Origin of the sequence: Polaribacter vadi, from assembly GCF_001761365.1 — a bacterium.
GTDB lineage: Bacteria > Bacteroidota > Bacteroidia > Flavobacteriales > Flavobacteriaceae > Polaribacter > Polaribacter vadi.
Window position 1 is genome coordinate 1,336,367 of sequence record NZ_CP017477.1, and the last position, 24,215, is coordinate 1,360,581.

Here is a 24,215-nt window from a genome sequence, read left to right on the forward strand (position 1 = left end):
AAATATCATCAACAAAAAAGATTAAAAACCAACTGCTGCATCATCTCCTCTTTTATCTGCACCAGCTTCTAATTTTCCATTTGGCAAAACAAGAATAGCATCTACTCTACCAATAATTAAAGAATTTCTTTCTAAAATTTCATATCCTAAAGATTCCAACTTATTTTTAGAAACTTCATCAAAACCATTGGGTTCCATTCTAATAACATCTGGCAACCATTGATGATGAAACCTTGGCTGATTCACAGATTCTTGCATTCCCATATCAAATTCTACCACATTTAAAATATTTTGCAAAACCGATGTTATAATTGTAGAACCTCCAGGAGTTCCTACCACCATTTTTAACTTGCCATCTTTCTCTACAATTGTTGGTGTCATAGAACTCAACATTCTTTTTTCTGATGCAATTGAATTTGCCTCAGAACCTACTAAACCATAAACATTTGGCACACCTGGTTTGCTAGAAAAATCATCCATTTCATTATTCAGAATAAAACCTGCGCCTTTTACAACCACTTTAGATCCATAACCTGTATTTAGAGTTGTGGTTACAGAAACTGCATTTCCAAATTGATCTACAATGGAATAATGTGTGGTTTCATCACTTTCATACCCCAAAATTTTTCCCTGAGAAACTTCAGAGGAAGGTGTTGCTTTATCCCAAGAAAAAGATTTCATTCTATTGTTTATATAATTTTCGTCTGTTAAACTATCAATTGGCACGTTTACAAAATCAATATCACCCAAATAATGAGCTCTATCTGCATAACTTCTTCTAGATGCTTCTGTTAACAATTGGATATATTTTGTTGAATTATGTTCAATATCAGATAAATCAAAAGGTTCTACCGATTTTAAAATTTGTGCCAAACAAATTCCACCACTTGCAGGCAAAGTCATAGAAGTAATGTTGTAATCTTTGTAAGAAAATTCGATTGGTTTTCGCCAAATTGCTTCGTATTTTTCTAAATCTTCGTGAGTAATAATTCCACCTAATTCTGCAACATAATTTACTAATAAATCTGCTGTTTCTCCTTTGTAAAATCCGTCTTTTCCAAAATCACGAATTCGCTCTAAAGTTTGTGCTAGTTCCTCTTGTTTTAAAATATCTCCTGCTTTCCAATTATTCTCAAAAACGGTTTTATAGTTGTTAACTTTTTTAAATCTTTCTGTGGCATTATTTAAATCATCTGCTTGATTTTCGGTCACAACAATTCCTTTTCTAGCCAAATCAATTGCTGGCTGAATCAAGTCTTTGATTGGTAAAGTTCCGAACTTTTTATGCACTTCAAAAACACCAGCAACAGACCCAGGAATGCCAACTGCAAAAGCTCCTAACACACTTTTGTTTTCAATTACATTGCCAAGCGAATCTAAATACATGTCTTTATGAGCTGTAATTGGGGCTTTTTCTCTAAAATCTAAAGCGCCTTTTGTGCCATCGTTATTTCTGTATACCATAAAACCTCCACCAGCAATATTCCCAGCAACAGGATATACAACAGCCAAAGCAAAATGCGTTGCAACCATTGCATCATAAGCATTTCCACCCTTTTGTAAAATAGCAGAACCAATTTTTGAAGCTTCTTCTCTTGCAGAAACTACCATTGCTTTTTCTGTGATTAAACCAACTGTTTTTTCTTTTTTACAACCATTTAAAATTGATAAAAAAGTGATTAGAAAAAGGATTTTATATGCTTTCATATTTTATAATTAGTTTTTTTATGCTAATGTAATCTTCAGTAAATAAAATTAAGAGTTACTTAACGAATTCTAAATATCAGTTAATTCATTAAATTTCTGCTTTGTAAAAGTGACCAAATCTTGAAAGAAAATTGTAAAATCTTCTTCTAATTCAGTTTCTAAAAGTGATAAATCTTCGATGGCTAAATTCATTTGAGATTTGCCTTTTGTTCGAGCATTCATGCCATTTAAAACTTTTGCAATTCCTTCTTTATATTGATAATTGAACAGAATATTATAGTCGATCATATACTTTATAAATTGTTGCGATTTTTTTGGTAATTCTGATGAAATTGAATCAAACAAAGTATATACAGATTTTGTATAAACCTCTAAAGGAATTGAAGAATAAGTTGCCCAATTTTTGGCTAAAAAATAGTCGTAAAAAATATCGATGATAACTCCATCATAATGTCTGTAACGTTTATGCAAACGTCGTTTGCTTTTTCTTACAATTTTATGAGCGTCTGTAAAAGTGTCTATTTCTCTGTGTAAAAAAATTCCTTGCTGAATTTCTTTTGAAAAACCTTCGTAATTATTCCCACGAATATGGTCTGCAATAAAATTGCCAATCATAATATTGGTGTCGTTTTGTGAGAGATATAAATGTGCTAAGAAATTCATAAATTAAATTGATCTAAAAGTAATCAAAAAACCACAACTAGAAGTTGTGGTTCAAAATTTAATATCTCATTTTTAATTTTAGGAAAAAAAGCGGTTATCTTTTTCAGTATTATCCATGTTATTTAAACTCTAAATCGTTTTATAAAATAACTCTTTCTAGTTTTAATAAACTCTTTTATCAAAATGTTTCTTTAAGAATACAATTTGAGCGAAAAATAACAATCCAAAAAATAAAACTGCGTATAAAGTAATATTAGAAACAGATAATGTGTCGAATAGATTTGTAAATTGTAATTTATCAAGAAAGTCAAACTCTATTTTTGGCAAATTAAAAGCGCTTTCTGTTGTTGTAAAAAATGAAATAAAAATTAATGCTAAAATTGATGCAGCAATTAACATCCAACCTTTTTTAGAAATTAGCGATTTTGCTTTAAAAACTTCTAAATTCTTTTCAAGCGTAATTTTCTGCATTAAAGAAGCTGTAAAATCTAAAGATGGTTGCTCTGTAGAAATCTCTTTTACATACTTTTTTGCAAAAGCATCTAATTCTTTGATATGTTTATTTTCTCCCATAATTTTCTATCATTTCTGGCACTACATTTTCTTTTACAATGGTCAATAATTTCTTTCTGGCTCTGTGTAACTTCACTTTTAAATTCGCTTCAGACATGGAGGTTATTTCCGTAATTTCTTTTAAAGATAGTTCATCATAATAAAACATCCAAATAATAGTACGTTCTTCATCTGGTAATTTATGCAAACAAATTTCCATCATTTTTGCGCGTTCTTTTCTTTCAATTCCCTCTAAAATATTTTCTGTAGCTTTAATTTGATTAAAAGTAATTTCGTTAATTTCAAACGAATTGTTATTATTTTTATTCTTTTTAAGATTGTCCAAACTTGTGTGATATGCAATTCTATACAACCAAGTAGAAAATTTAGAATCACCTTTAAACTTGCTTAAATTTTTATACGCTTTTATAAACGTATCTTGACTAATTTCCTCTGCTTCTTCCCTATTCTTAGTCATTTTAAATGCCAAACTAAACACCATATTTTTATAAGTATCAACAAGAGATGCAAACGCATTTGTATCTCCATTAATAACTTTTGTAATATAAATTTGGTCGGTTTTGTTAGTCATTTTATGTTTGACTGTTATTCATATAAATAGGTTACAGTTTTTAATTACTTTTTTTTTCTAAAATTTATTATAGAAGTCATAAAGTGAACATTTGTAAAATTAGTGCAATTGTTTTACTTATTTTATTTTAAAAAAAATAGCTTTAGTTGTAACCTTAACTAAAAATGAATCGTCAAAGCTACAAACACAATAAAATTAATCATTATGGAAGTAGCAATTTTAGCAGTAATTTTTGGAAGTCTTTTTGGTATCTTTTACTTATATTTTTCAACCAGAAACAAAGAACGTTTAGCATTGATAGAAAAAGGTGCAGATGCAAGTATTTTTATATCAACCAAAAATCAAAAAACAGCACCAATTTGGAAAGTGCTCATTTTAAATATTTCACTTTTATTAATGGGTATTGGTTTAGGAATTTTTATAGGACTTATTTTGGATACTTATACAAATTTAGGTCAACCTGTTTATCCAGCAACCGTATTTTTCACAGCAGGTTTATGTTTATTTGCAGGGTTTCATCTAACTAAAAGTTTAGATAAAGAATAAAAATAATTTAAAAACTTGTTAATTTTTAAAAGAGAATGGATTTCTAAAATCTATTCTCTTTTTTCTTTTGTAAATTAGCCTTCTAAATAATTTATGATGAAAAAAATTACACTCTTATTTTTACTAGTTTCATCTGTTACATTTGCTCAAACAGATCAAAAAATTTACGATATTATTGAGGCTGTTTCTGCTGATAACATAAAAAATTACGTAAAAACTTTAACAGAATTTGGTACAAGAAACACCTTTTCCGATACAATTTCACAAACTCGTGGAATTGGAGCTGCAAGAAGATGGATAAAATCTGAATTTGATAAAATATCATCAGATTGCGAAAACTGTTTAAATGTATTTTATCAAAAGGATTTGGTAACTAAAGAAGGCAACAGAAGAGTGCCTCATGATGCCTATGTTGTGAACGTTGTTGCCATTCAAAAAGGTACAAAATACCCAAATAAATATATTATTATGAGTGGTGATATAGATTCACGAGCAAGTGATACTATGGATTTTACGACAGATGCTCCAGGTGCAAATGATAATGCATCAGGAATGGCTGGAACTATAGAAGCTGCTAGAGTTTTATCAAAATACCAGTTTGAAAGTAGCATTATTTATGTAGGTTTATCTGGAGAAGAACAAGGGCTTTTTGGTGGAGCAGGTTTGGCAAAATATGCTAAAGAAAAAGAATGGAACATTATCGGAATTTTAAACAACGATATGATTGGAAATATTACTGGAGTTGATGGCGTAATTGATAATAGAGCTTTTAGAATTTTCTCTGAACCTGTACCTGCAAACGAAACTGAAAACCAAAGAAATGCGAGACGTTTTTATGGTGGTGAAGTTGATGGTATTTCTAGACAATTGGCAAGATATATTCATAAAACTACCAAAACTTACATGCCAGAAATGAACCCAATGATGATTTATAGATTGGACAGATTTGGAAGAGGAGGGCATCACAGACCTTTTAACGATTTAGGTTTTGCAGGAATAAGAATTATGGAAGCACATGAAAATTACACACAACAACATCAAGATATTAGAACTGAAAACGGAATTAATTATGGTGATACTTTTGAACATGTAAATTTTCCATATGCTAAAAAATTAACTGCTGTAAATGCCATAAATTTAGCCAGTTTAGCTTGGGCTCCAGAAGCTCCAGAAGTGGTGGAAATTGGTGGAATTGTAGAAGCTAATGCTAAATTAAAATGGAGCAAAGTTAAGGGTGCAAAAGGATATAAAATTTACTGGAGAGATACAACATCGCCAACTTGGGACCATAGTAGATATGTAGAAGCTACAGAATTTACTTTAGATGGAATTGTAATTGATAATTTCTTTTTTGGAGTTGCTGCTGTTGGTGAAAATGGACATGAAAGCGTAGTTGTTTTTCCAAACAAAATTTTGAGATAAATGAAATATTTAAGTTTTATTTTTTCAATTTATTTCTCTTTTTTTCAAATTAAAAAAATCTTTGAGATCTGAAAAAAATTTTATTATTAGCTTTTCAAAAAAACTAATTTTTCATAAAATCAGTAATCTCTTTGGTAGAAATAAAAGGATTTGCACCTTCTTTTTGAGCCACTAAAGCACCAACTGCACAAGCTGTATCAATTGCTTTTTGTGGATTTTCTTTTTGCAACAAATTGCTAATTAACGTTGCTATAAATGAATCTCCAGAACCAACTGTATCTGCTACTTTTATTTGATAACCACTATTATAAAACATCTTATTATCATATAATAAAACTGCACCATGTTCGCCTTTGGTTACACAAATTTGGTTTGTATTTGTTTCTTTTGATAAAAAATGAATATTCTGCTCTAAATTTTTATAGGGAGAATTTAAAAAAGCAGCAATCTCATAGATTTCTTCATCATTAAATTTAACGAAATTTGCTTTTTGCATCAACTCAAATAAAATATTTTTCTCATAAAAAGGTTTGCGTAAATTCACATCAAAAACTTTATAATTTGGGTGTGTTAAAAATTTATACAAGGTGTTTTTTGAAACTTCATCTCGAGTAATTAAACTTCCAAAAACAAAAGCATCAGCATTTTTTACAACTGCTGATGCTTTTTCTGTAAACTGAATTTTATCCCAAGCTTTTGGATGCGCAATTTTGTAACTCGCAGCTCCTTTATCATTTAAAGTTACTGCAACTTCTCCAGTTTCAAAATCATCTAAAACTTGAATTTGTGATGAATTTATGTTGTGTTCTTTTAAATATTCTAAAATAAGTTTTCCTAAACGATCATTACCAATAGCACTAATCATAGTAACATCATTTTTAAAAGATTGCAAACGTGTTGCAACATTTAAAGGTGCACCTCCAATCTTTTTATGATTTGAAAAAACATCCCAAAGAACTTCTCCAAAACAAACAATTTTAGACATATTATAGATCGATTTTTAGTAGATATTAGTTTCTGATGTTCTCTGATTTATAGAACTCGCAAAAATGGCTAACATACGTTTTGCAATTCCTGTCCAACCAAAATTTCTACGCGCAAAACGTGCACCTTCAACAGACATTTCGTTTCTTAAATTTGGGTATAAAAGTGGCATAGCCATCATTGCTCCAAATTCTTTTGGTCTGTGAGGATCTGCAAATAAAGCTTGATTTCCAAAATCTATCAAATCGCACAAACCACCATGAACAGTTATTACACTTGGCGTTCCACAAGCCATTGCCTCAATAGCTACCATTCCAAAAGGTTCGTATCTAGATGGCATTGCAAAAATACTTGCAGATCTATATACGTTTGCTAAATCTTCATCTGCAATGTAACTTTTCCATTTTATTTTATCCATTACACCAATTTCTGACGCTACTTGTTTCAGCTTTTCAATTCCTTCTTTATCTTGTTTAGAATCGCCACCAATTGCAGCTACTAAACCTGCTTCAGGGCATAATTCGAATAAAGTTGGTAAAGAATTTATTAAAAGATCATATCCTTTATTATGCGCCATTCTTCCTAACGCCAATACATCAGTAGGACTTATGTCGTATTTCTGGCGAATTTTATCATTCTCTTTAGATGGTACTGGAAAAAATTTATTTTCATCTATTCCTGGAGGAATCATGCTACAATTTTTTGTTAAAACATCATATTGTTGCACCAATAAATCTACCTGTGGCAAAGTTGTAGCAATTACATAATTACACATTTGGTATACAAAATATTCTTTTCTAATACGTTCTTTAAATCTGTAGGTTTTTTCCATTTCCTTTTCATCCATATCACTTCCCATAGAATGTTGTTTCCACCAACCTAAAGAATGTGGTGTATGAACATGACAAATACCTAATTCTTCTGATATTTTTTGACCTGCCCAACCTGCGTCCCAATAATGAGAATACACAACATCATACTTCTTATTCTCTTTTTTTATGGCTGCTAACGTGTTTGTAACAAACTTTTTTAAATGATCGTGCATATCCTCTTTTCTGATAAATTTTTTACCACCAAATGGAATTCTCCAAACACTATAATTTTCATTTACATCATCATATTCTGGTTGATCTTCAAATTGACGAGTCACTAAATCTACTCTTTTTCCAAGTCTGCTGAATCGTTCTGCTAATTCTAAAACATAAACAACTTGTCCTCCAGTATCTGGTTTTCCTAATTCTGGATTTGCTCCAACATAACCATGTAAAGAGATCATTAAAATTGATTTCATAGTTTTTATTTTTTAGTATTCATATTTGTTAATTTTAAATCGTGACAGGCTGCTATGTATTGAGCTGCAGACCAAGCTTGATAAGCCTTACCCATTGGTTTTCCTGTAACTCCATGTGCCCATTCTGTAAATTCCCATTCGTTATTTATTCCTTCTTTATTGATGAGTGCAAGTTTGTGCAATTCTGCAATAGCAATATCTCTAAAACCTAATTTATTTACATATTTTACCCAAAAACCACCAACAAAAGGCCAAATACCTCCATTATGATAATGGTTGGGTAAATTCAATAAATTAACGGTATAATAAGGTCTCCAATCTGGATCTCCAGGACTTACAACAGGATATACATTTGCAATAGGAAAAGGATCATTTACACCAACACCTAACATAAATTTAAAAGTTTGATGCGCTTTTTCAGAATCTATTGTTCCATGTAAAAAAGCTAACACATTTCCTAAAGTATCACATCTCCAAGAAAAATCGAAAGGTGTGGTTTGTGCAATTAAGTATGATGTATCTCCCAAGGTAAATTGCTTTTCAGCAAAAGATACAGATGAAAAAAGTTGTTGTTGTGTTGATGGCCAAAAATTCTGAACAATTTCTTTTTTTATCACTTGAGACCAACGTATATATTCACCAGCTTCTTCATGATTCCCTAACATTTCTAACAATCTACCAAAACAAACGTTAGATCTGTACCAGAGAATTTCATCATAAAGAATATTATAACTTCTTCCAAAAAGATCTGTCCAATCTCCAGCTTCAGGAATTTCTAAAAGTGCGTCATTATTACTATCATGAGCTCCCAACCAACGCATTGTTTCTTTGATATCGCCAATATATTTTCTTGCAAATTCTATGTCTTTAGTAACATTTACGTATTCGTAAAATGCAATAACCACCCAAATTCCACTATCAATTGAACAGATACCTCCAACTCCAGAATAATCTGGTTCATTATCTTTTAAACGAACATTTGATGGGATTTGGCCATTTCTAGAAATATGACCTAACAACGTTTCTAATGTTTGACGTTGACATTTATGAATTTCTTCATCATCTATTAAAGAAAGAGAACCAATTACTGTAATTGCGCCATCTCTAGCCCAAACTGAATGGTAGTTTTCATCTGTTCCATTAGGAATATTATCTGGTATAGAACAAGCAGAAAAACCTAAAGGTGTAATATTTTTACGCAAAGCTTCAATTGCTTTTTTATAGCCTTCTTGAATTAATTCTATTTTTTCACTGTCATCTTCATCAGCAATGTTATCTAATTCTTTTTTGATGAAAAAATCTTCTGTATGATCGATATTAGAAATTTCTGAGGCTTCTTTTGGTAAGATTCCATAAAATATTAAGCCTTCTATAATACCATCTCCTTTTGCTTTTTCTGTATGATAAACTTTTTTATGTTTTGTATATTTATACAATTCTTCGTGTGCATTTGCAACTACAATTCCTGAGACATCTTTTAAATCGAACATTGCAGAATCGTTTCCACTATCTCCAGCTACTAAAACCTGATTTGTTTCTAAAGTTAATCTTTTTAACAGCCATTGTAAAGCATTTCCTTTATTCGCCCATTTTGGTAAAACGTCTAAAAATTTATCACCAGAATAAATTACGTTCACATCCATATTTGCATTGGAAAAATCTTGTGCAACGCTTTCTACTAATTCATCTGTGGCATCATGAAAAAAGTAACTTCTTTTATAAGAGTGTTGAAATTTACTGGGCTGCTGACTTATTGGGTGATTTATTTTATTAATGATATTTTCTACTGCTTTTAAATTCCAGCCATCATCTAAAACATCATTAAATTCTTTTACGACCTTTCCTTCCTCATAATTATAAATATGTGTACCAACTCCAGAAATTATATAATCTGGTTTTGGTAATACCCCTTTATTGATCAAATTCAAAACATCATCAATTAATCTGCCTGTGTTGTAGGTAATAATAATGTCTAAATCTTTAGCGTATTTAACCCAAGTTTTTGTAAAATTACTTTTGTAAGTGTGGAAATCAATTAATGTATTATCTATATCAAAAGACAATAATTTAATTCGATTCTCCTTTTTCAAATTCTTATTTTTCATCTATAATTATTTATTAATTAACACTAATCGCCCTAAAATAGGGAAATAATTAGTTGTAGATGAACGCATTTACTATTAATATGTGCTTTAAAATTTACTTTTATGATACTCGTAATTTTTGTATGTTATAAATAATATAATGAGATTTTAAGTACCTATAATTGACATATATTAAATTGATGAAAATTTTGAAATGACTTATTTTATGTTAAACATCTATTAAAAAGTTATTTTAATTTCATTAATAAAAGTATTACTATTATATTTATGAATAAAACTATTAATCATGAAAAAACTACTAATATTATGTTTTGTTCTTGCTATTAATTTAACATTTGCTCAAGAAAATTCAGCCACCTTTTTAACTGTACTTCATAAAGAAAGTAAAAACGCTCTATTAATTACAAATAATAATGACAAGATGATTGGTTTTCAGGAAATAGTTCCTGTAGATTTCGAAACCAAAAAAATAATTGATGAAGCAAAGTTTTCACTTAATGACTTTAATGATAAAAGTTTAAACGCGCTTTTATTAGAATTAGATAAAAAAAATAAAATTGAATTTTTTATTGTTGAAAAAATCTCAACTGACATCAATAAAACTTCAACTAAAAAAAGCTTTATAATTACAACTAATAAAGATTTTATAGATCAACTAATAACAGCTAAAATTGTTCAGGAAGGTTTACTAAATGAAAGTGTTAATTATGGAGATAGAGATATTGAAATTTTTAAAAACTATTCAGAATCGAAGGACATTTTAAATGTAACCTACAAAATTACATCAAGTACACAATTACAAATTGGTAATAATATAATTCCTTTTATAAAGAAGCCTTTTAAAACTGAAATTGACAAAACATTAGTAAACAGTTTGAATTTATTGGCAATAAACTTTTAGTATTTTATTTTGAATTATAGTACTAATCGAAATTGGTTAATTTGTATTAAAACGCTATAAATTAACCAATTTTATTTTGCCAATAAGTTAAAAGAATAAGAAATATGTATTCATTAAAAAGCCATCTAGAATTTATCTAAATGGCTTTTATCAACAAAAATTCAAAAAATAAACAAATACTTACGTACTCATAATATGTATCTCCTTTATTATAGTTAATCTAAAATTAAAGCTAAAAAAATTCTTCAATACTTCCTGAAGACAGCATAAAATTTTGAAATAATAAGTAAAAGTTCTATTAGTCTAATAAACTGTATACGAATTCTGGATGACCACGCTCACCATCTGCATTTGTAAATGCTAAAAATTTAAGCTTGTATAAGTTTCCATCTGTATCATTTACAACATAAAACACATTTTCTTTTAAAGATGGTAAAGTACCTGGTCCACCACCATTTCTCCAACTACTACCAATACTTCTTTGATCGTTTGTAAAATTAGCAGAAACAACATCTTCTTTCGTAAAAGTATCATAAATACTATTTTCTACATCAGTACCTGTTGTGCCTTGGAATATTAAAAATATAATTAGTATTCCTATCATTTTTTGGAGCTTAAAAACAACAAATGCATTCGAGTTTTTTTTAAAGTTCTTCAACAAACAAAAAGTAATTGTATTAACTTTTACAATCTTCCTTCCTCTAGCCAATAATTTAGCTAGTTTTTATGACAACCTACTTTCTTTTCACTTTTTTACGACAGATTTAAAATATTATAATATTTTTATAAGTGAAGAATTAAAAGAAGATTTGCATGAATATATTGAAATTTTTTACCGTTTTAAGAATGGAAAAACCTAATCTAAATAACAATGAATGGGCACAATATGACAACAAAGTGTTGTTTTACCCTGAAGAAATAATCATTAGAAAACTAGATAATTACTTGCGTTCTTATGCAGATAACCCTGATGAAAAAGTATTGACAAAATTAGTCGTTTATAATCAATAAAAAATCTCTTTAAACTTTTGTCTAAAGAGATTTTATGTTAAGTTAAATAAATTTTATCAATTATTAATAAGTATTTTCTTTATATCAAGATCAGTCTTTAAAATATAAATTCCGTTTTTTAAGTTTTTCAAAATATCATTCTCTTGATTTTTATTTTTTACAATAGTTTCTTTCACTATAATTTTTCCTAAAATACTATATACTGAAATTTTATAAGGTTGAATAAGATTATTTTGTTGTTTATCATATGTTACCTTTGAATAAATATTATCCTTCTCAATTGGTGACAGTTTTGAAGAAGAATATGATAATGAAGCAATAAATAAATTGTTATTTTCATTAGACTCATCAATATTATCATTCTCATCAACAAAAGCATGTAGGTAATTATAACTACTCAAACTATTACCTAAATAGTTGTCAAAAATAAAAATAGATACAGATATTTCTGTTGTTTCACCTGGATCAAGATTTACGTTACTATTAATTGATGATAATCCAGAAACAATACTTGCAGATAATAAATTTGTTCCATTAGACATGATTAGTTCTATATTCTTTGGAGCTCCAGCACTATCTCCGATATTTTTTACTTCTACAAAAAATTTATGATTCTTATTTTTCTTTAAAGTTAAGAGATTTGGCGTTGAAGTTTTATTGTTGTCTATTTCTATAGATAAATTTGTAATTATTAAATCTGGTTTTCCGTTAGAAGTATCACATAGATCTCCAATACCATCATTATCAGAATCTAATTGGGTTGGATTGTAAATGTTTGGACAATTATCACTTGAGTTATTAAATCCATCTCCATCAATATCACTATCACAAGCATCTCCTAGCCCATCTCCATCGACATCAGATTGATTTGGATTAGAAATGTTTGGACAATTATCATTTATATCCAGAATATTGTCATTATCGTCGTCGTCACAAGCATCACCTATTCCATCATTATCAGAATCTATTTGATTTGGATTGGCAGTATATGGACAATTATCAACTAAGAAATCAACATCATCTCCATCTGGGTCATAACTAGGACCAGCCCAATTTGAATATGAAACTTCGTTATCAGAAGTTACTTTTCTCCGAAAATAAATACCAATGCTATGAGCGGTTTGAACTTGACCCGCATTTAAAATAACATTTTTACTTGTACCTATATATTGATTTACTCCTGTCCCACTCGGAACTACCCAAATTTCCCAACTATAAGTAAAAATTCCATTACCACCAGAAGGTGTACTACCAACCAATGTATATATTCCATCAAATGATATAGTATTATTGCTTATTGGTATTATTATTTTTTTTATTTTATTATGAGACTCATCAATAGTTGTATTTTTATTGGCAAAACCTACACCCGTAAAAATAAAAATCAATAATAAAGTTAGTTTTTTTTTCATTTTTTTTATATTTAAATTTTAATATATTATTTTAATAAACTGTATACAAATTCTGGATAACCACGCTCACCATCAGCATTTGTAAGTGCTAAAAATTTAAGCTTATATAAGTTACCATCAGTATCATTTACAACATAAAATACATTTTCTTTTAAAGATGGTAAAGAACTAGGTCCACCACCATTTCTCCAACTACTTCCAATACCTCTTTGATCGTTTGTAAAATTAGCAGAAACAACATCTTCTTTCGTAAAAGTATCATAAGTACTATTCTCTTCATCAGTATCAATCATATAAACTTGTGCTGAAGCCTTGGTATTATTTGTTACATAATCTGGATATACATAAGGCCCTGCAGTTGGAATTAAGTTAGTAAAAATTGTAAAATTTAAATCCCATTCGTTTTTTAAAGGTTCTACATTAACTTCATTTTCGGTGTTAAAACTAAAAAAAGTAAAATGATATGCATCATTTTTAGAAATAGCAATTTCTATATGTGTAGTAGCATCTAAATCTGCATATTGTAAAATGTAGTTGTCTCCATCTTTTAGAATTCTTATTTTTTTCCATCCTCTAGCCTCTCCATTTGCAGAATAACTACCTGTCGCAGGCGTTGTAGCACCTACTTCATAACCAAGATTTAATAAATATACGCTATTTTCTGAATCAATATCAGAAATTTCAGTAATTGCAGTTTCAAGAATATCTCCATTTGGAGCATCCACAAAAGGAGCACTTTCATCTGTATACGTATTTGTTCTTACTAATGGCTGTAAATCTATTACTTCTTGATCTGAAGATTTAACAGCATCTATATTAGTTGTAGAAAGCTTTGCAGATGCCATAGAAATTGAGCCATTAATAACAACTCTAAAGTTCGATCCTGAATAGAAACCTAAATCCCAAGAATCTCTTTTCACTGCTGTTGATGTATTTGTGCTTAAATCTACATACACTTGGTTGGGTTCATTTGGTCCACCTACTTCTGGTGATACTGATGCTCCATCAATAATAATTACAATAGGATCTGTTGGTGTACTATCGCTGTCACAACTTGTGAAAGAAAATACTGCTAAACATAAAATAAAAGTTAAAAATTTGTTTGTCATAATTAAGTAATTTAAAAATTAAGGTTATATAATAGTTTTAAGTAATAAGATTTGCCATAACCCAATAACAGAGCACTGTTATTGGCAGCATGTGTGCCTTCAGAATTTGTTCCACTAACATTAACATTTGTAACATCAAATAAATTTCTAGCACCTAAAGTGGCTTGAATTTTATTTTTAAAAAATGATTTTTTTAGAGAAACATCTAACCAATTATAGGCACTTGTGGTAGATTTAGTAAAAATGGAATTTCCATCTGCATCAACTCCTGAAGAAACATAATTTTGTTGTTTACCATTATGTTTTAGTAAAACAGTAGCAGCAGTTTGCCATTTAAGTATATTGTATGTTGCACTTGTATTTAATTGAAAAGAGTATAAAAAATCGTCTTCTGCTTGTAATTCATTTCCTGCAACTCTAGAAATTCCTTGCAATGTAGCTCCTAAATTAAAAGTCCAATTTTTCTTTTTTAAGCTATTATTTGACGTAATTCCCCATAATTTATAAGCATCAATATTTATATATTGATATTGTAAAGGAATTGTTTTTACAATTGCTAAATCTATTTTGTCAGAAACATCTACATAACTCAACTTTAAGCTATTGAGTAAAGAAATGTCATTTATATAACTATATTTTTTTAAATTGATGAATGCTGTAAAACCATTTTCTGGATTCAAGTTTTCATTTCCTCTCACATCATGATTAGAATCTACAAAATAATAATACAACTCCTCAAAATTTGGTGTCCTGTATGATGTACCAATATTTCCACGCAATTCAAAACCATGTTTCATTAAATAACGAGCACTTAAAGAGGCTAATATTTTAGATTTAAACAAAGAATTGTATTCGTATCTTATTCCTGGTCTTACAATAAATTTTTCTGAAAACTTATATTCTGATGAACCAAAAACTGCAAAATTATTTTGTGATTGTTCTTTATCTTCTTGCGTAACATCTCCAGAAGCTTCTGTATCAAAACCAGTTATAAAACGAGTTTCGTACCCTAATTGAAAATTAAATGTGTTACTTTTTACAAGATTGTTTATATTTCCTTTCGAATAAAAAACTTTACTAGATTGATAAATTTCATCAGTTTCATTGCTTCTTTCTTTACTTAAAATAAAGTGATTAAACTCATTTAAATGCCTTTTTTGCTCTTGATAAGAAAGAGAAACATCATAATTTGCTCCTGAATTTAACTTGCCAATAAAATTTAGGTTATTTACAAAACGATGTGTCGTAAATATTTTATCTGTAGCAGATGGATTACTAGTTTGAGCATTTACATCGATATTAGCTCTTACAGTAGCATCATAATAATTAATGGATTCGTTAAAATATTCAAATTTATAAAAAAGTTGAAACTGCTCTTTTTTAAATTGCACAAAAGCGTTTGTATTTAACTGCTCTTTTGGCAACCAATCATAACCTCTTAAACCATCATTTTTATAATAATTTTCTCCTTGTTTACCATTATAAAAACCCGCAAACTGATTTCGATTTACACCTACTCTTGCAAACCAGTTTTCAGAAATCTTATTCGCAACATTTAAAGCTTGTATGTGCCTACCCTTATTAAACCAAGCATACTCATTACTTACAGTTTCTTCTTGTAAAGAAGCTTTAATATTCCAATTTTCTTTGATGTTTTTTTTCGTAATAATATTAATTACTCCAGATACTGCATTGGCTCCATACTCTACTCCCATTGCTCCTTCTACAATTTCTATACGTTCTATATCATCTAAATTAATCTGGGTTAAATCGATGTTATTTCCTAATCCACTATCACTTACTAAAGGAATATTATCTACTAAAATATTAAAATATTGAGCATCTAAGCCAAAAAATGAAATGGTAGATTTTCCTGTTTGAGAACTTGGTATAATTGTTAGGTTCAAATTAAAATTTAACAAGTCTGCCAAATTATTTGCTGCCTGATTTTCGATCTGCTCTCTTTTAATAACAATTACATTATGAACAGATTTTTTTATAGATCTAGGATTGTATTGTCCTGTAATTACCACTTCATCTAATGTGGTAATTTTTGTAGAGTCTATTTTTTCCTCTTGACTGAAAGCAACAGTACTTACAAATATGAAAAAGACAAATAATCTTCTATTTAGAAACATTCTTAATAATTTTCGACAAATATATATACTTATTTTAATTCAATCTAAATAAAATTACTATTTTTGGCAAAAATTAATAATAATCAAAATAATTTATAAAATGAAAAAACTAGTACTTGGAAGTTTGTTATTATTTTTAGCAATCTCCATCAATGCTCAAAGCAAAAAAACGAAAGATCAAAATGCTATTAAAGAAATGTGTGGCTGTTTTGAAGTTACTTTTAACTTTGCAGAAACTTTTAATTACAGCAAAGACTCTACATATAAACCTTCTGAAACAAAAGTTGATAAAGGTTTAGAGTGGGCTGGTTTAGTTACAGATGATAACAACAAAATATCTATTCAGCATCTTTTACAAGTTGGTAATCCTGCAAAACCAATGATTATAAAACATTGGAGACAAGATTGGATCTATGAAAACACCGATTTTTATATGTACAATGGAGATAATAACTGGACTTTTGAACAAAAAGATAAAAAGAATGTAAAAAAACAATGGACTCAAAAAGTATATCAAGTAGATGATAGTCCACGTTATGAAGGTTCTGGTTCTTGGGTTCATGTAGATGGAAAAAGCTACTGGGAAAATACCACAACTGCTCCTTTACCAAGAAGAGAATACACCAAAAGAAGCGATTACAATATTACTTTAAGGGGAAATAGACAAGAAATTACTGACTATGGTTGGGTTCATGACCAAGACAACAGTAAAATAATTCGTGAAGCTGGTAAAGATGATGTTGTTTTAGCGAATGAAAAAGGATACAATACTTATAAGAGAGTTGCTGATAGCAGATGTAAAGCTGCTGCAGATTGGTGGGTTGCCAACAATGATAAATGGCAATTGGTTAGAAATAAATGGGATGAAGTTTATAGTAGAAATACCAACTTATCTTTAGAAACAAAAGTGGACAACAAACCTTTATACAAGCATTTATTTTCTGATGATGTTACTCAAGAAAAAGAAATGAATACCATAATCGAATCATTTGTAAAAAAATAAAAAAAATGAAAAATTCACAAAAAATATCAATCTTATTATTTCTGATTAGTTTTAGTGCATTTGCACAACAACAAAACATTTTTCACGACAGAAGTTTTTGGGAATCTAAACCAAGTTTAGCAACTGTAAATCAAAAAATTGCAGAAGGTAATGATATCGAAAAATCCAATAGAAATGCTTTTGATGCAACTGTTTACGCTATAAACGCTAAAGCTGATGATGATGTAATTAAATATATCATTGCAAAAAATAATAACAAAGTAAATAAACTTACTCATGATGGAAGAACTTATTTACATTGGGCTGCTTACAGTGGAAAATTAGAAATCATGAAATATCTAATTTCTAAAGGCGCAAAAACAGATATTGTTGATACACATGGAAATACATTCTTGAATTTTGCAGCTTCTTCTGGTCAATCAAATCCAGAAATTTACAAATTTGGTATTGAAGCTGGTGCAAATATCACCAAAGAAAAAAATCATGATGGAGCAAATGCTTTATTGTTAGTTGCTTCTAACGTTAAAGATTTTGAAATTGTAGACCTATTAGTAGCAAATGGTGCTTCTTTAAATGATAAAGATAATTATGGAAATGGCTTTTTTGAATATGCAGCAAAAGGTGGAAACACTAAATTTTTATCAACATTAATTAATAAAGGAATTGATACTGGTAAAAACGCAATGATTTTTGCGAGCCAAGGTTCTAGAAGAAATAGCAACACTTTAGCAACATATCAGTTTTTAGCAGATAAAGGAATTAAGGTGAATGTGATTGATCATGAAAATAGAAACCCTTTACATTTAATTGCTAGAAATAATAAAGACATTAATATTTATAAATTCTTTTTAGATAAAGGTGTAGATGTAAATTTACAAGATAATGAAGGCAATACACCTTTCATGGTAGCTGCAAATGGAGGTGATTTAAAAGTTGTAGAATTTTTAGAGAAAGATGTTAAAAACATCAACCTAAAAAATAATAAAGGAGCTACAGCTTTAACAAATGCTGTTAGTAGAAACTCTGTTGATGTTGTTGGTTTTTTAATTGAAAAAGGTGCTGATATTAATACTTTAGATAAAGATGATAACACACTTTCTTACTATTTAATTAATAGTTTTAATGATAGAAACAAAGATGCTTTTGAAGCAAAATTAAAAGTTTTAGAAAAAAACGGATTAATTATTAACAAACCACAAAACTCGGGTAACACTTTATTACATATTGCTGCAAACGAAAATAATTTAGCTTTATTAAAAAGGTTGGCTGGTTTTAATATTGATGTGAATGCTAAAAATAAAGAAGGAATTACTGCTTTACAAATTTCAGCAATGAAAGCCAAAGATGATAAAATCATAAAATACTTATTAGGTATTGGTGCAGATAAAACCATTAAAACAGATTTTGATGAAACTGTATATGATTTAGCATCAGAAAATGAATTATTAAAGAAACAAAACGTAAATATTAGCTTTTTAAAATAAGAAGATGAAGACTAAAAGAACCCTTTTACTATTGCCAGTTGTATTATTAATGATAACTGCTTTATTTAGTTTTAAAAAATACACAGAAAGTTCGCCTTATAAATGTATGATTCAAATGAAAAATTATACAGGTGAAGGTGCTTATATCGTAATCTCAATATTAAACCCTAAAGGTGAATATGAAGAAACCTTATATGTACAAGGAGATGATGATGAATGGTATTTTGATATTACAGAATGGTGGAATTTTCAAGGAAAAAAACGTGCTAATATAGATGCAATTACAGGTGCAACTATTAGTGGTGGAGAACGTTCTATAAGCGTAATTCAAATTCCTAAAGATAAAGTAAACCAAGGCTATAAAATTCGTTTTGAAACAGCTGTAGAAGATCAAGGTTATCATAAAGATGATGTTGAGTTTGAGCTAACTTCAGAAAATTTAAAATCTAAACTTGAGGGTAAAGGATTTATTCGTTACATAAGAATGATACCTCAATAACCAACCTAATTAACAGCAATTCCACTAAGTAAGCTAATTTGATTCAACTTGCAAATTGGTGGAATTGTTTTATAAAATATAGTCAGAACTAACACTTTTATGACAATTTCTATCTGGAGATTTAGCCATTTAACACTCGCTATTTCAGCTACTTTATTTATTACAGTTGCTTCTTTAACAGGAATTATTTTAGCTTTTGAACCCATTTCAAATAAAATAAATCCCTATAATGTAGTTGATACACAAACAATTTCTATTGCAGAAGCCATAGCTGCTTTACAAAATGAATATGAAGAAACGATTACTATAAATATTGATGAAAATGACTTTGTTATTGCTAACATAATTACAAAAGAAGGTAAAAGTGAAACAATTTACATCAACCCAAAAACAGGAAAAAAAGTAGGAGATTTAATTGAAAAATCTCCCTTATTTGAGTTTGCAACTAATTTACATAGGTCTTTATTTTTAAAAACCACAGGAAGGTTTATTATTGGTTTTGTTTCCTTTTTGCTTTTTTTAATTTCAATTACAGGCACAATTTTAATTGTAAAAAGACAAGGTGGTTTTAAAAAGATTTTTTCTAAAGTTGTAAAAGAAGATTTTAACCAATATTATCATATTATATTAGGAAAATGGTTTCTAATCCCAATAGCAATCATTACTTTAACAGGTATTTATTTGTCTTTGGAGAAATTTTCTTTACTTCCAAAAAACAAAGCAATTCATGAAGAAATTACTCAAAATTCACCTTCATCAAAATTAAAACCAACAGAGTTTGAAATTTTTAAAACCACGAAACTAAGTGATATAACAGCATTAGAATTTCCTTTTTCGAGTGATGAAGAAGATTATTTTAATATTACAACTGTGAATAAAGAGTTCGCTGTTCATCAATTTAATGGAACAATTATTACACAAAAAAAACAAGGTTTAGTTTCTTTAGGGAGTTATTATAGCCTTATTTTACATACAGGAAAAGGCTCAATTATTTGGTCTTTAGTTTTATTATTGTCTTGTTTTGCTATCTTATTTTTTATTATTTCTGGGTTTTCAATGACTTTAAAAAGGAGAAAATCTAAAACTAATATCAATAATAAATTCACAAAAGATAAAGCTGAGTTTATAGTGTTGGTAGGTTCTGAAACTGGTAGTACTTTTAATTTTGCAAATGCATTTTACAATGCTTTATTAAAAATCGACAAAAAGGTTTTTATCACCACTTTAAATGAATATACAACTTATAAAGAAGCAAAAAACATCATCATATTTACAGCAACTTATGGAGATGGAGATGCACCCATAAATGCCAATAAATTCATTGAAATTAGCAAAAAAATAAAACAACAAAATATATTAAAATTTGCAGTTGTTGGTTTTGGCTCAAAAGCATATCCTGAGTTTTGCAAGTTTGCAATTTTGGCACACGCTAATTTGCAAATTCATGAAAAATTTATTCCTACACTTCCTATTTACAAAATCGATAACCAATCTTTTGAATCTTTTAAAATTTGGGTTAAACAATGGAGTTTTAACAATCAGTTAGTGTTAAACATTCATGAGGAAGACATCAAAAAAACATCAAAAGAAAACATAGATTTTAAGGTGCTAGAAAAAACAAATCAAAATGTTGATGATACTTTTTTACTAAAAATAAAGCCTTCTAAAAAAGTGAAATTTGTTTCAGGAGATTTGCTTTCCATCAGCCTAAAAAATGAAAATAAAAATCGATTATATTCTGTTGCAAAAATTGACAAAACTATTTTATTAAGCATTAAAAAACATGAGTTTGGGGTTTGCTCAACATATTTAAATAACCTTCAATTAAATGAAAATTTAAGTGCTCATATTCAAGAAAATAAACAGTTTCATTTTCCTAAAAAAGCAACTGAAGGTATCTTAATTGCAAACGGAACAGGAATTGCGCCTTTTTTAGGAATGATCAAAAAAAATAAAAAGAAGAAAATTCATTTATTTTGGGGAGGAAAAACAAAAGAATCTATAAAAATTTATACTGATTTAATCAATATTGCATTAGAAAACAAATCACTATCAACTTTCAAATCTGTGTTTTCTCAAGAGCAGCAAGAAAAAATATACGTTCAGTATATTTTAAAAAATCATGCTAAATTAGTTGTAGATGTTTTAAAAAACGGAAATGTAATTATGATTTGTGGTTCTATTGCCATGCAAAAAGGCGTGGAAAGTGAATTAGAAAAAATTGTAAATACTCATTTAAATACCTCTTTAACTGAATTTATAAATAGAGGTCAAATAAAAACAGATTGCTATTAAAAAACAGCATATGTGCAAAAATTCAAAAATAATATCTAGTGTTAAAAATGGAGAAATATCCCTATGTAAAGGTTGTAAAGTTTATGCTGTAACTTTTAAAAATATTTTCTTTCAATTTACGAGTGATCAATTAAAAAAGTTTAAATCTTACGTTGCTCAAATCGATGTAAATTATTGGTTAGATTATAATTCGTGCTCTACTCAAAAAAGAAAAATTCCTATTCCAACTTCTCATGAAAATTTAATTTTAATTTTTGATATGCATGAAATTAAAGAATTGCAAACTTTATTAGAAATTGATCAAAAAAACCTCATCAAAATAATTTCACCTTCAGAAATTGATGTCCCTTTAATTTTAAATTGATATATGTAGAAAGAATATTTATATTAGTTTCTTAAAATTAAATAAAACAATGATTTTAAAAAGCTCAATATTTAAAATTACACATATAGATATTTACAATATTTTTATTCCAAAAGAAATTTATACGTCTTTTGCAGATAAAAACATGAGTCGTGTAAAAGTAAAACTCTTCTTTAATGATAAAATTTTAGACTTTTATGCAGCTGTAAAAAGAGATAAAAATTCTGGAAATTTTAAAATGATGTTTAGCAAGCAGAAACAAAAAGAGCTTAATTTATCTTTAGGTGATGAATTTGAAATGCAACTTTTTGAAGATACTTCTAAATACGGAGTGGATGTTCCTGAAGAATTAGAAGAAGTATTCTTAACAGATTATGAAGCTTTTAAAATTTTTGAAACGCTCACAAAAGGCAAACAAAGAAGTATAATTTATGGTTTGAAACGTTTTAAAACAAGTCAACAAAAAATTGACAAAGCTTTAATTATGTGCGAAAATTTAAAGAGAAGAAATTTTGAGCCAATAAAAATGTTTAAGTTGGAGTAAAAAAATTTCAATAAAAAAAGACCTGACAGGTTTTAAAAACCTGTGAGGTCTAAATTAATTAAATATTTAAATTCTACAATCCACTCATAAAATTACCATAAGGATCTCTGAATTGTGTCCCTTCTGCAAAACGATGTTTGCTTAGTTTTTTAAACTCAACCAAAGCCCAAAGAATAAATTCTTTTACAAAATAACCATCTACTGTATTCATATTTGGTTGATGTTTTTCTAAAAAGGCATTTAAAGGAGTAATTTTATCCAACTCGTTTTTATACTCTTGTTCAGTATGTTCATCTAACAATTCGAAATCTTCATCAGCATTAAAAAACCACGAAATAATATCGTCATAAGGTGTTTCTGCACTTTGCTTTTCTAGCTTTTTTATCTCTGGAAAATAGGTTGGGAATAATGTTTTAATGGCATTTTTAATTAACGTTTCTGCAACTACTTGCGCTCCTTCTTGCTCACCTTCATACACCAATTCTACTTTTCCAGTAATTGCAGGAATAATTCCGTCAAAATCATTTAAACGAATCATCGTTTTAGAATCTCCAGACAATAATGCTCGTCTTTCTGCTGTACTTAACAAGTTTTCAAAAGCTGTAATACTTAAACGCGCACTCACACCACTTTTTGCATCAATAAATTCGCTTTCTCTTGCTTCAAAAACAATTTGCTCTAACAAATCTCTTGCTAATTCTGGCACTTGAATAAATTCTTTTTGTGCACTAGCTTTATCTGTTTCTTGTTGTGTAATTGTTTTGGCAGTTTCTATATCTTCTGGATAATGTGTTAAAATTTGCGAACCAATCCTGTCTTTTAAAGGAGTTACAATACTTCCTCTATTGGTGTAATCTTCTGGATTTGCAGTAAAAACAAACTGCATATCTAAAGGCAAACGCAATTTAAAACCACGAATCTGAATGTCTCCTTCTTGCAAAATATTAAACAAAGCAACTTGAATTCTAGCTTGTAAATCTGGCAATTCATTAATCACAAAAATACATCTGTTTGCTCTTGGAATCATTCCATAATGAATTACTCTATCATCTGCATAACTTAATTTTAAGTTTGCTGCTTTTATAGGGTCTACATCTCCAATAATATCTGCAACAGTAACATCTGGAGTTGCTAATTTTTCTGCAAAACGCTCACTTCTATGCAACCAATAAATTGGAGTTTCATCTCCTTTTTCGTCAATTAATTCTTTTGCAAATCTTGAAATAGGATTTAAGGGATCGTCATTAATTTCTGAACCTTCCACAACTGGAATATATTCATCCAATAAATCGACCATTAATCTTGCCAAACGAGTTTTTGCTTGTCCTCTTAACCCTAATAAATTAATATTATGTCTGCTTAAAATTGCTCTTTCTAATTCAGGAATTACTGTATTTTCATAACCATGAATTCCTTTAAAAACGGTTTCTTTACTCATCATTTTACTGATTAAGTTTTCACGTAACTCGTCTTTAATTGATTTTGATTTGTATCCTGATTTTACTAATTCTCCGAATGTATTTATGTTTTCTATCATATATCTTTAATTGAGAAAAAAGAAAATAGACGAAAGAAAATAGATTTTCTCATCTT

At 28.7% G+C, this 24,215-nt stretch carries 22 protein-coding genes and 1 pseudogene; 10 read left to right on the plus strand and 13 right to left on the minus strand.

The window, feature by feature from the left end; translation table 11 throughout:
* Window positions 1–21 precede the first annotated feature (21 nt).
* The 4 genes from ggt to LPB03_RS05940 all read right to left on the minus strand — a co-directional run bounded on the left by ggt (window position 22) and on the right by LPB03_RS05940 (window position 3,514).
* Window positions 22–1,707, minus strand: a complete 1,686-nt coding sequence (gene ggt, locus LPB03_RS05925) for a gamma-glutamyltransferase (protein WP_065318811.1) — start codon at window positions 1,705–1,707, stop codon at window positions 22–24.
* 69 nt (window positions 1,708–1,776) lie between these two features.
* Window positions 1,777–2,370: an acyl carrier protein phosphodiesterase gene (locus LPB03_RS05930; RefSeq protein ID WP_422894385.1), complete on the minus strand. Its 594-nt coding sequence runs from the start codon at window positions 2,368–2,370 to the stop codon at window positions 1,777–1,779.
* Window positions 2,371–2,532: 162 nt separating this feature from the next.
* On the minus strand, window positions 2,533–2,943 hold the full coding sequence (locus LPB03_RS05935; RefSeq protein ID WP_065318810.1) for a hypothetical protein: 411 nt from the start codon (window positions 2,941–2,943) through the stop codon (window positions 2,533–2,535).
* Window positions 2,930–3,514 carry an RNA polymerase sigma factor gene (locus tag LPB03_RS05940; RefSeq protein WP_065318809.1) on the minus strand — a complete coding sequence of 195 codons (585 nt, stop codon included), beginning with the start codon at window positions 3,512–3,514 and terminating at the stop codon, window positions 2,930–2,932. The genes LPB03_RS05935 and LPB03_RS05940 overlap by 14 nt, the downstream gene beginning before the upstream one ends.
* A 204-nt stretch (window positions 3,515–3,718) precedes the next feature.
* Between LPB03_RS05940 and LPB03_RS05945 the strand changes: the two genes are divergently transcribed.
* Window positions 3,719–4,060, plus strand: coding sequence for a DUF6249 domain-containing protein (locus LPB03_RS05945; RefSeq protein ID WP_065318808.1), 342 nt, complete (start codon window positions 3,719–3,721; stop codon window positions 4,058–4,060).
* 96 nt (window positions 4,061–4,156) lie between these two features.
* Complete coding sequence (locus LPB03_RS05950) at window positions 4,157–5,482, plus strand: M28 family peptidase (protein ID WP_065318807.1); 1,326 nt, start codon at window positions 4,157–4,159, stop codon at window positions 5,480–5,482.
* A gap of 103 nt (window positions 5,483–5,585) precedes the next feature.
* On the opposite strand, the gene LPB03_RS05955 is transcribed toward LPB03_RS05950, so the two are convergent.
* From LPB03_RS05955 to LPB03_RS05965, 3 genes are read right to left on the minus strand one after another with little or no spacing between them, the layout of a single operon-like run.
* The gene (locus LPB03_RS05955; RefSeq protein ID WP_065318806.1) at window positions 5,586–6,467 is read right to left on the minus strand and encodes a carbohydrate kinase family protein; all 882 of its coding nucleotides are present in this window, start codon (window positions 6,465–6,467) and stop codon (window positions 5,586–5,588) included.
* Between the two features lie 15 nt (window positions 6,468–6,482).
* Window positions 6,483–7,757, minus strand: coding sequence for a glycosyltransferase (locus tag LPB03_RS05960; protein WP_065318805.1), 1,275 nt, complete (start codon window positions 7,755–7,757; stop codon window positions 6,483–6,485).
* 5 nt (window positions 7,758–7,762) lie between these two features.
* On the minus strand, window positions 7,763–9,862 hold the full coding sequence (locus LPB03_RS05965) for an HAD-IIB family hydrolase (protein ID WP_065318804.1): 2,100 nt from the start codon (window positions 9,860–9,862) through the stop codon (window positions 7,763–7,765).
* 286 nt (window positions 9,863–10,148) lie between these two features.
* Between LPB03_RS05965 and LPB03_RS05970 the strand changes: the two genes are divergently transcribed.
* The gene (locus LPB03_RS05970; RefSeq protein WP_065318803.1) at window positions 10,149–10,763 is read left to right on the plus strand and encodes a hypothetical protein; all 615 of its coding nucleotides are present in this window, start codon (window positions 10,149–10,151) and stop codon (window positions 10,761–10,763) included.
* A gap of 298 nt (window positions 10,764–11,061) precedes the next feature.
* Here LPB03_RS05970 and LPB03_RS05975 read toward each other — a convergent pair whose 3' ends face one another.
* Window positions 11,062–11,367 (minus strand): HmuY family protein, encoded by a 306-nt coding sequence (locus LPB03_RS05975; RefSeq protein ID WP_065318802.1) that lies wholly within the window; start codon window positions 11,365–11,367, stop codon window positions 11,062–11,064.
* 209 nt (window positions 11,368–11,576) lie between these two features.
* Between LPB03_RS05975 and LPB03_RS16605 the strand changes: the two genes are divergently transcribed.
* Window positions 11,577–11,774, plus strand: a complete 198-nt coding sequence (locus tag LPB03_RS16605; protein WP_139058949.1) for a hypothetical protein — start codon at window positions 11,577–11,579, stop codon at window positions 11,772–11,774.
* A gap of 56 nt (window positions 11,775–11,830) precedes the next feature.
* Here LPB03_RS16605 and LPB03_RS16830 read toward each other — a convergent pair whose 3' ends face one another.
* The 4 genes and pseudogenes from LPB03_RS16830 to LPB03_RS05990 form a co-directional block, all read right to left on the minus strand.
* Window positions 11,831–12,508, minus strand: coding sequence for a CARDB domain-containing protein (locus LPB03_RS16830; protein WP_231953152.1), 678 nt, complete (start codon window positions 12,506–12,508; stop codon window positions 11,831–11,833).
* Window positions 12,491–12,808 (minus strand): annotated as a pseudogene (locus tag LPB03_RS16835) (thrombospondin type 3 repeat-containing protein); the annotation flags it as partial. The gene LPB03_RS16830 and the pseudogene LPB03_RS16835, both read right to left, overlap by 18 nt.
* Before the next feature lie 404 nt (window positions 12,809–13,212).
* Window positions 13,213–14,295 (minus strand): HmuY family protein, encoded by a 1,083-nt coding sequence (locus LPB03_RS05985; protein ID WP_065318799.1) that lies wholly within the window; start codon window positions 14,293–14,295, stop codon window positions 13,213–13,215.
* A gap of 11 nt (window positions 14,296–14,306) precedes the next feature.
* Window positions 14,307–16,433 carry a TonB-dependent receptor plug domain-containing protein gene (locus LPB03_RS05990; RefSeq protein ID WP_065318798.1) on the minus strand — a complete coding sequence of 709 codons (2,127 nt, stop codon included), beginning with the start codon at window positions 16,431–16,433 and terminating at the stop codon, window positions 14,307–14,309.
* A gap of 100 nt (window positions 16,434–16,533) precedes the next feature.
* On the opposite strand from LPB03_RS05990, the gene LPB03_RS05995 reads away from it, so the two are divergent.
* From LPB03_RS05995 to LPB03_RS06020, 6 genes are all read left to right on the plus strand, one after another.
* Window positions 16,534–17,436, plus strand: coding sequence for a DUF6607 family protein (locus LPB03_RS05995; protein WP_065318797.1), 903 nt, complete (start codon window positions 16,534–16,536; stop codon window positions 17,434–17,436).
* Between the two features lie 5 nt (window positions 17,437–17,441).
* Window positions 17,442–18,920 carry an ankyrin repeat domain-containing protein gene (locus LPB03_RS06000; RefSeq protein ID WP_065318796.1) on the plus strand — a complete coding sequence of 493 codons (1,479 nt, stop codon included), beginning with the start codon at window positions 17,442–17,444 and terminating at the stop codon, window positions 18,918–18,920.
* Between the two features lie 4 nt (window positions 18,921–18,924).
* Entirely contained in the window at window positions 18,925–19,419 is a 495-nt protein-coding gene (locus tag LPB03_RS06005; RefSeq protein WP_065318795.1) for a DUF2271 domain-containing protein, read from the plus strand.
* Between the two features lie 99 nt (window positions 19,420–19,518).
* Window positions 19,519–21,714 carry a PepSY domain-containing protein gene (locus LPB03_RS06010; RefSeq protein ID WP_065318794.1) on the plus strand — a complete coding sequence of 732 codons (2,196 nt, stop codon included), beginning with the start codon at window positions 19,519–19,521 and terminating at the stop codon, window positions 21,712–21,714.
* Between the two features lie 10 nt (window positions 21,715–21,724).
* Window positions 21,725–22,078, plus strand: a complete 354-nt coding sequence (locus tag LPB03_RS06015) for a DUF6686 family protein (RefSeq protein WP_170324197.1) — start codon at window positions 21,725–21,727, stop codon at window positions 22,076–22,078.
* A 49-nt stretch (window positions 22,079–22,127) separates the two neighbouring features.
* Window positions 22,128–22,622: a YdeI/OmpD-associated family protein gene (locus LPB03_RS06020; RefSeq protein ID WP_065318793.1), complete on the plus strand. Its 495-nt coding sequence runs from the start codon at window positions 22,128–22,130 to the stop codon at window positions 22,620–22,622.
* A gap of 73 nt (window positions 22,623–22,695) precedes the next feature.
* Here the strand turns inward: LPB03_RS06020 and LPB03_RS06025 are convergent, their stop codons facing one another.
* A complete protein-coding gene (locus LPB03_RS06025; RefSeq protein WP_065318792.1) occupies window positions 22,696–24,159 on the minus strand; it encodes a MoxR family ATPase in 1,464 nt (487 codons plus the stop codon).
* Between the last annotated feature and the right edge of the window lie 56 nt (window positions 24,160–24,215).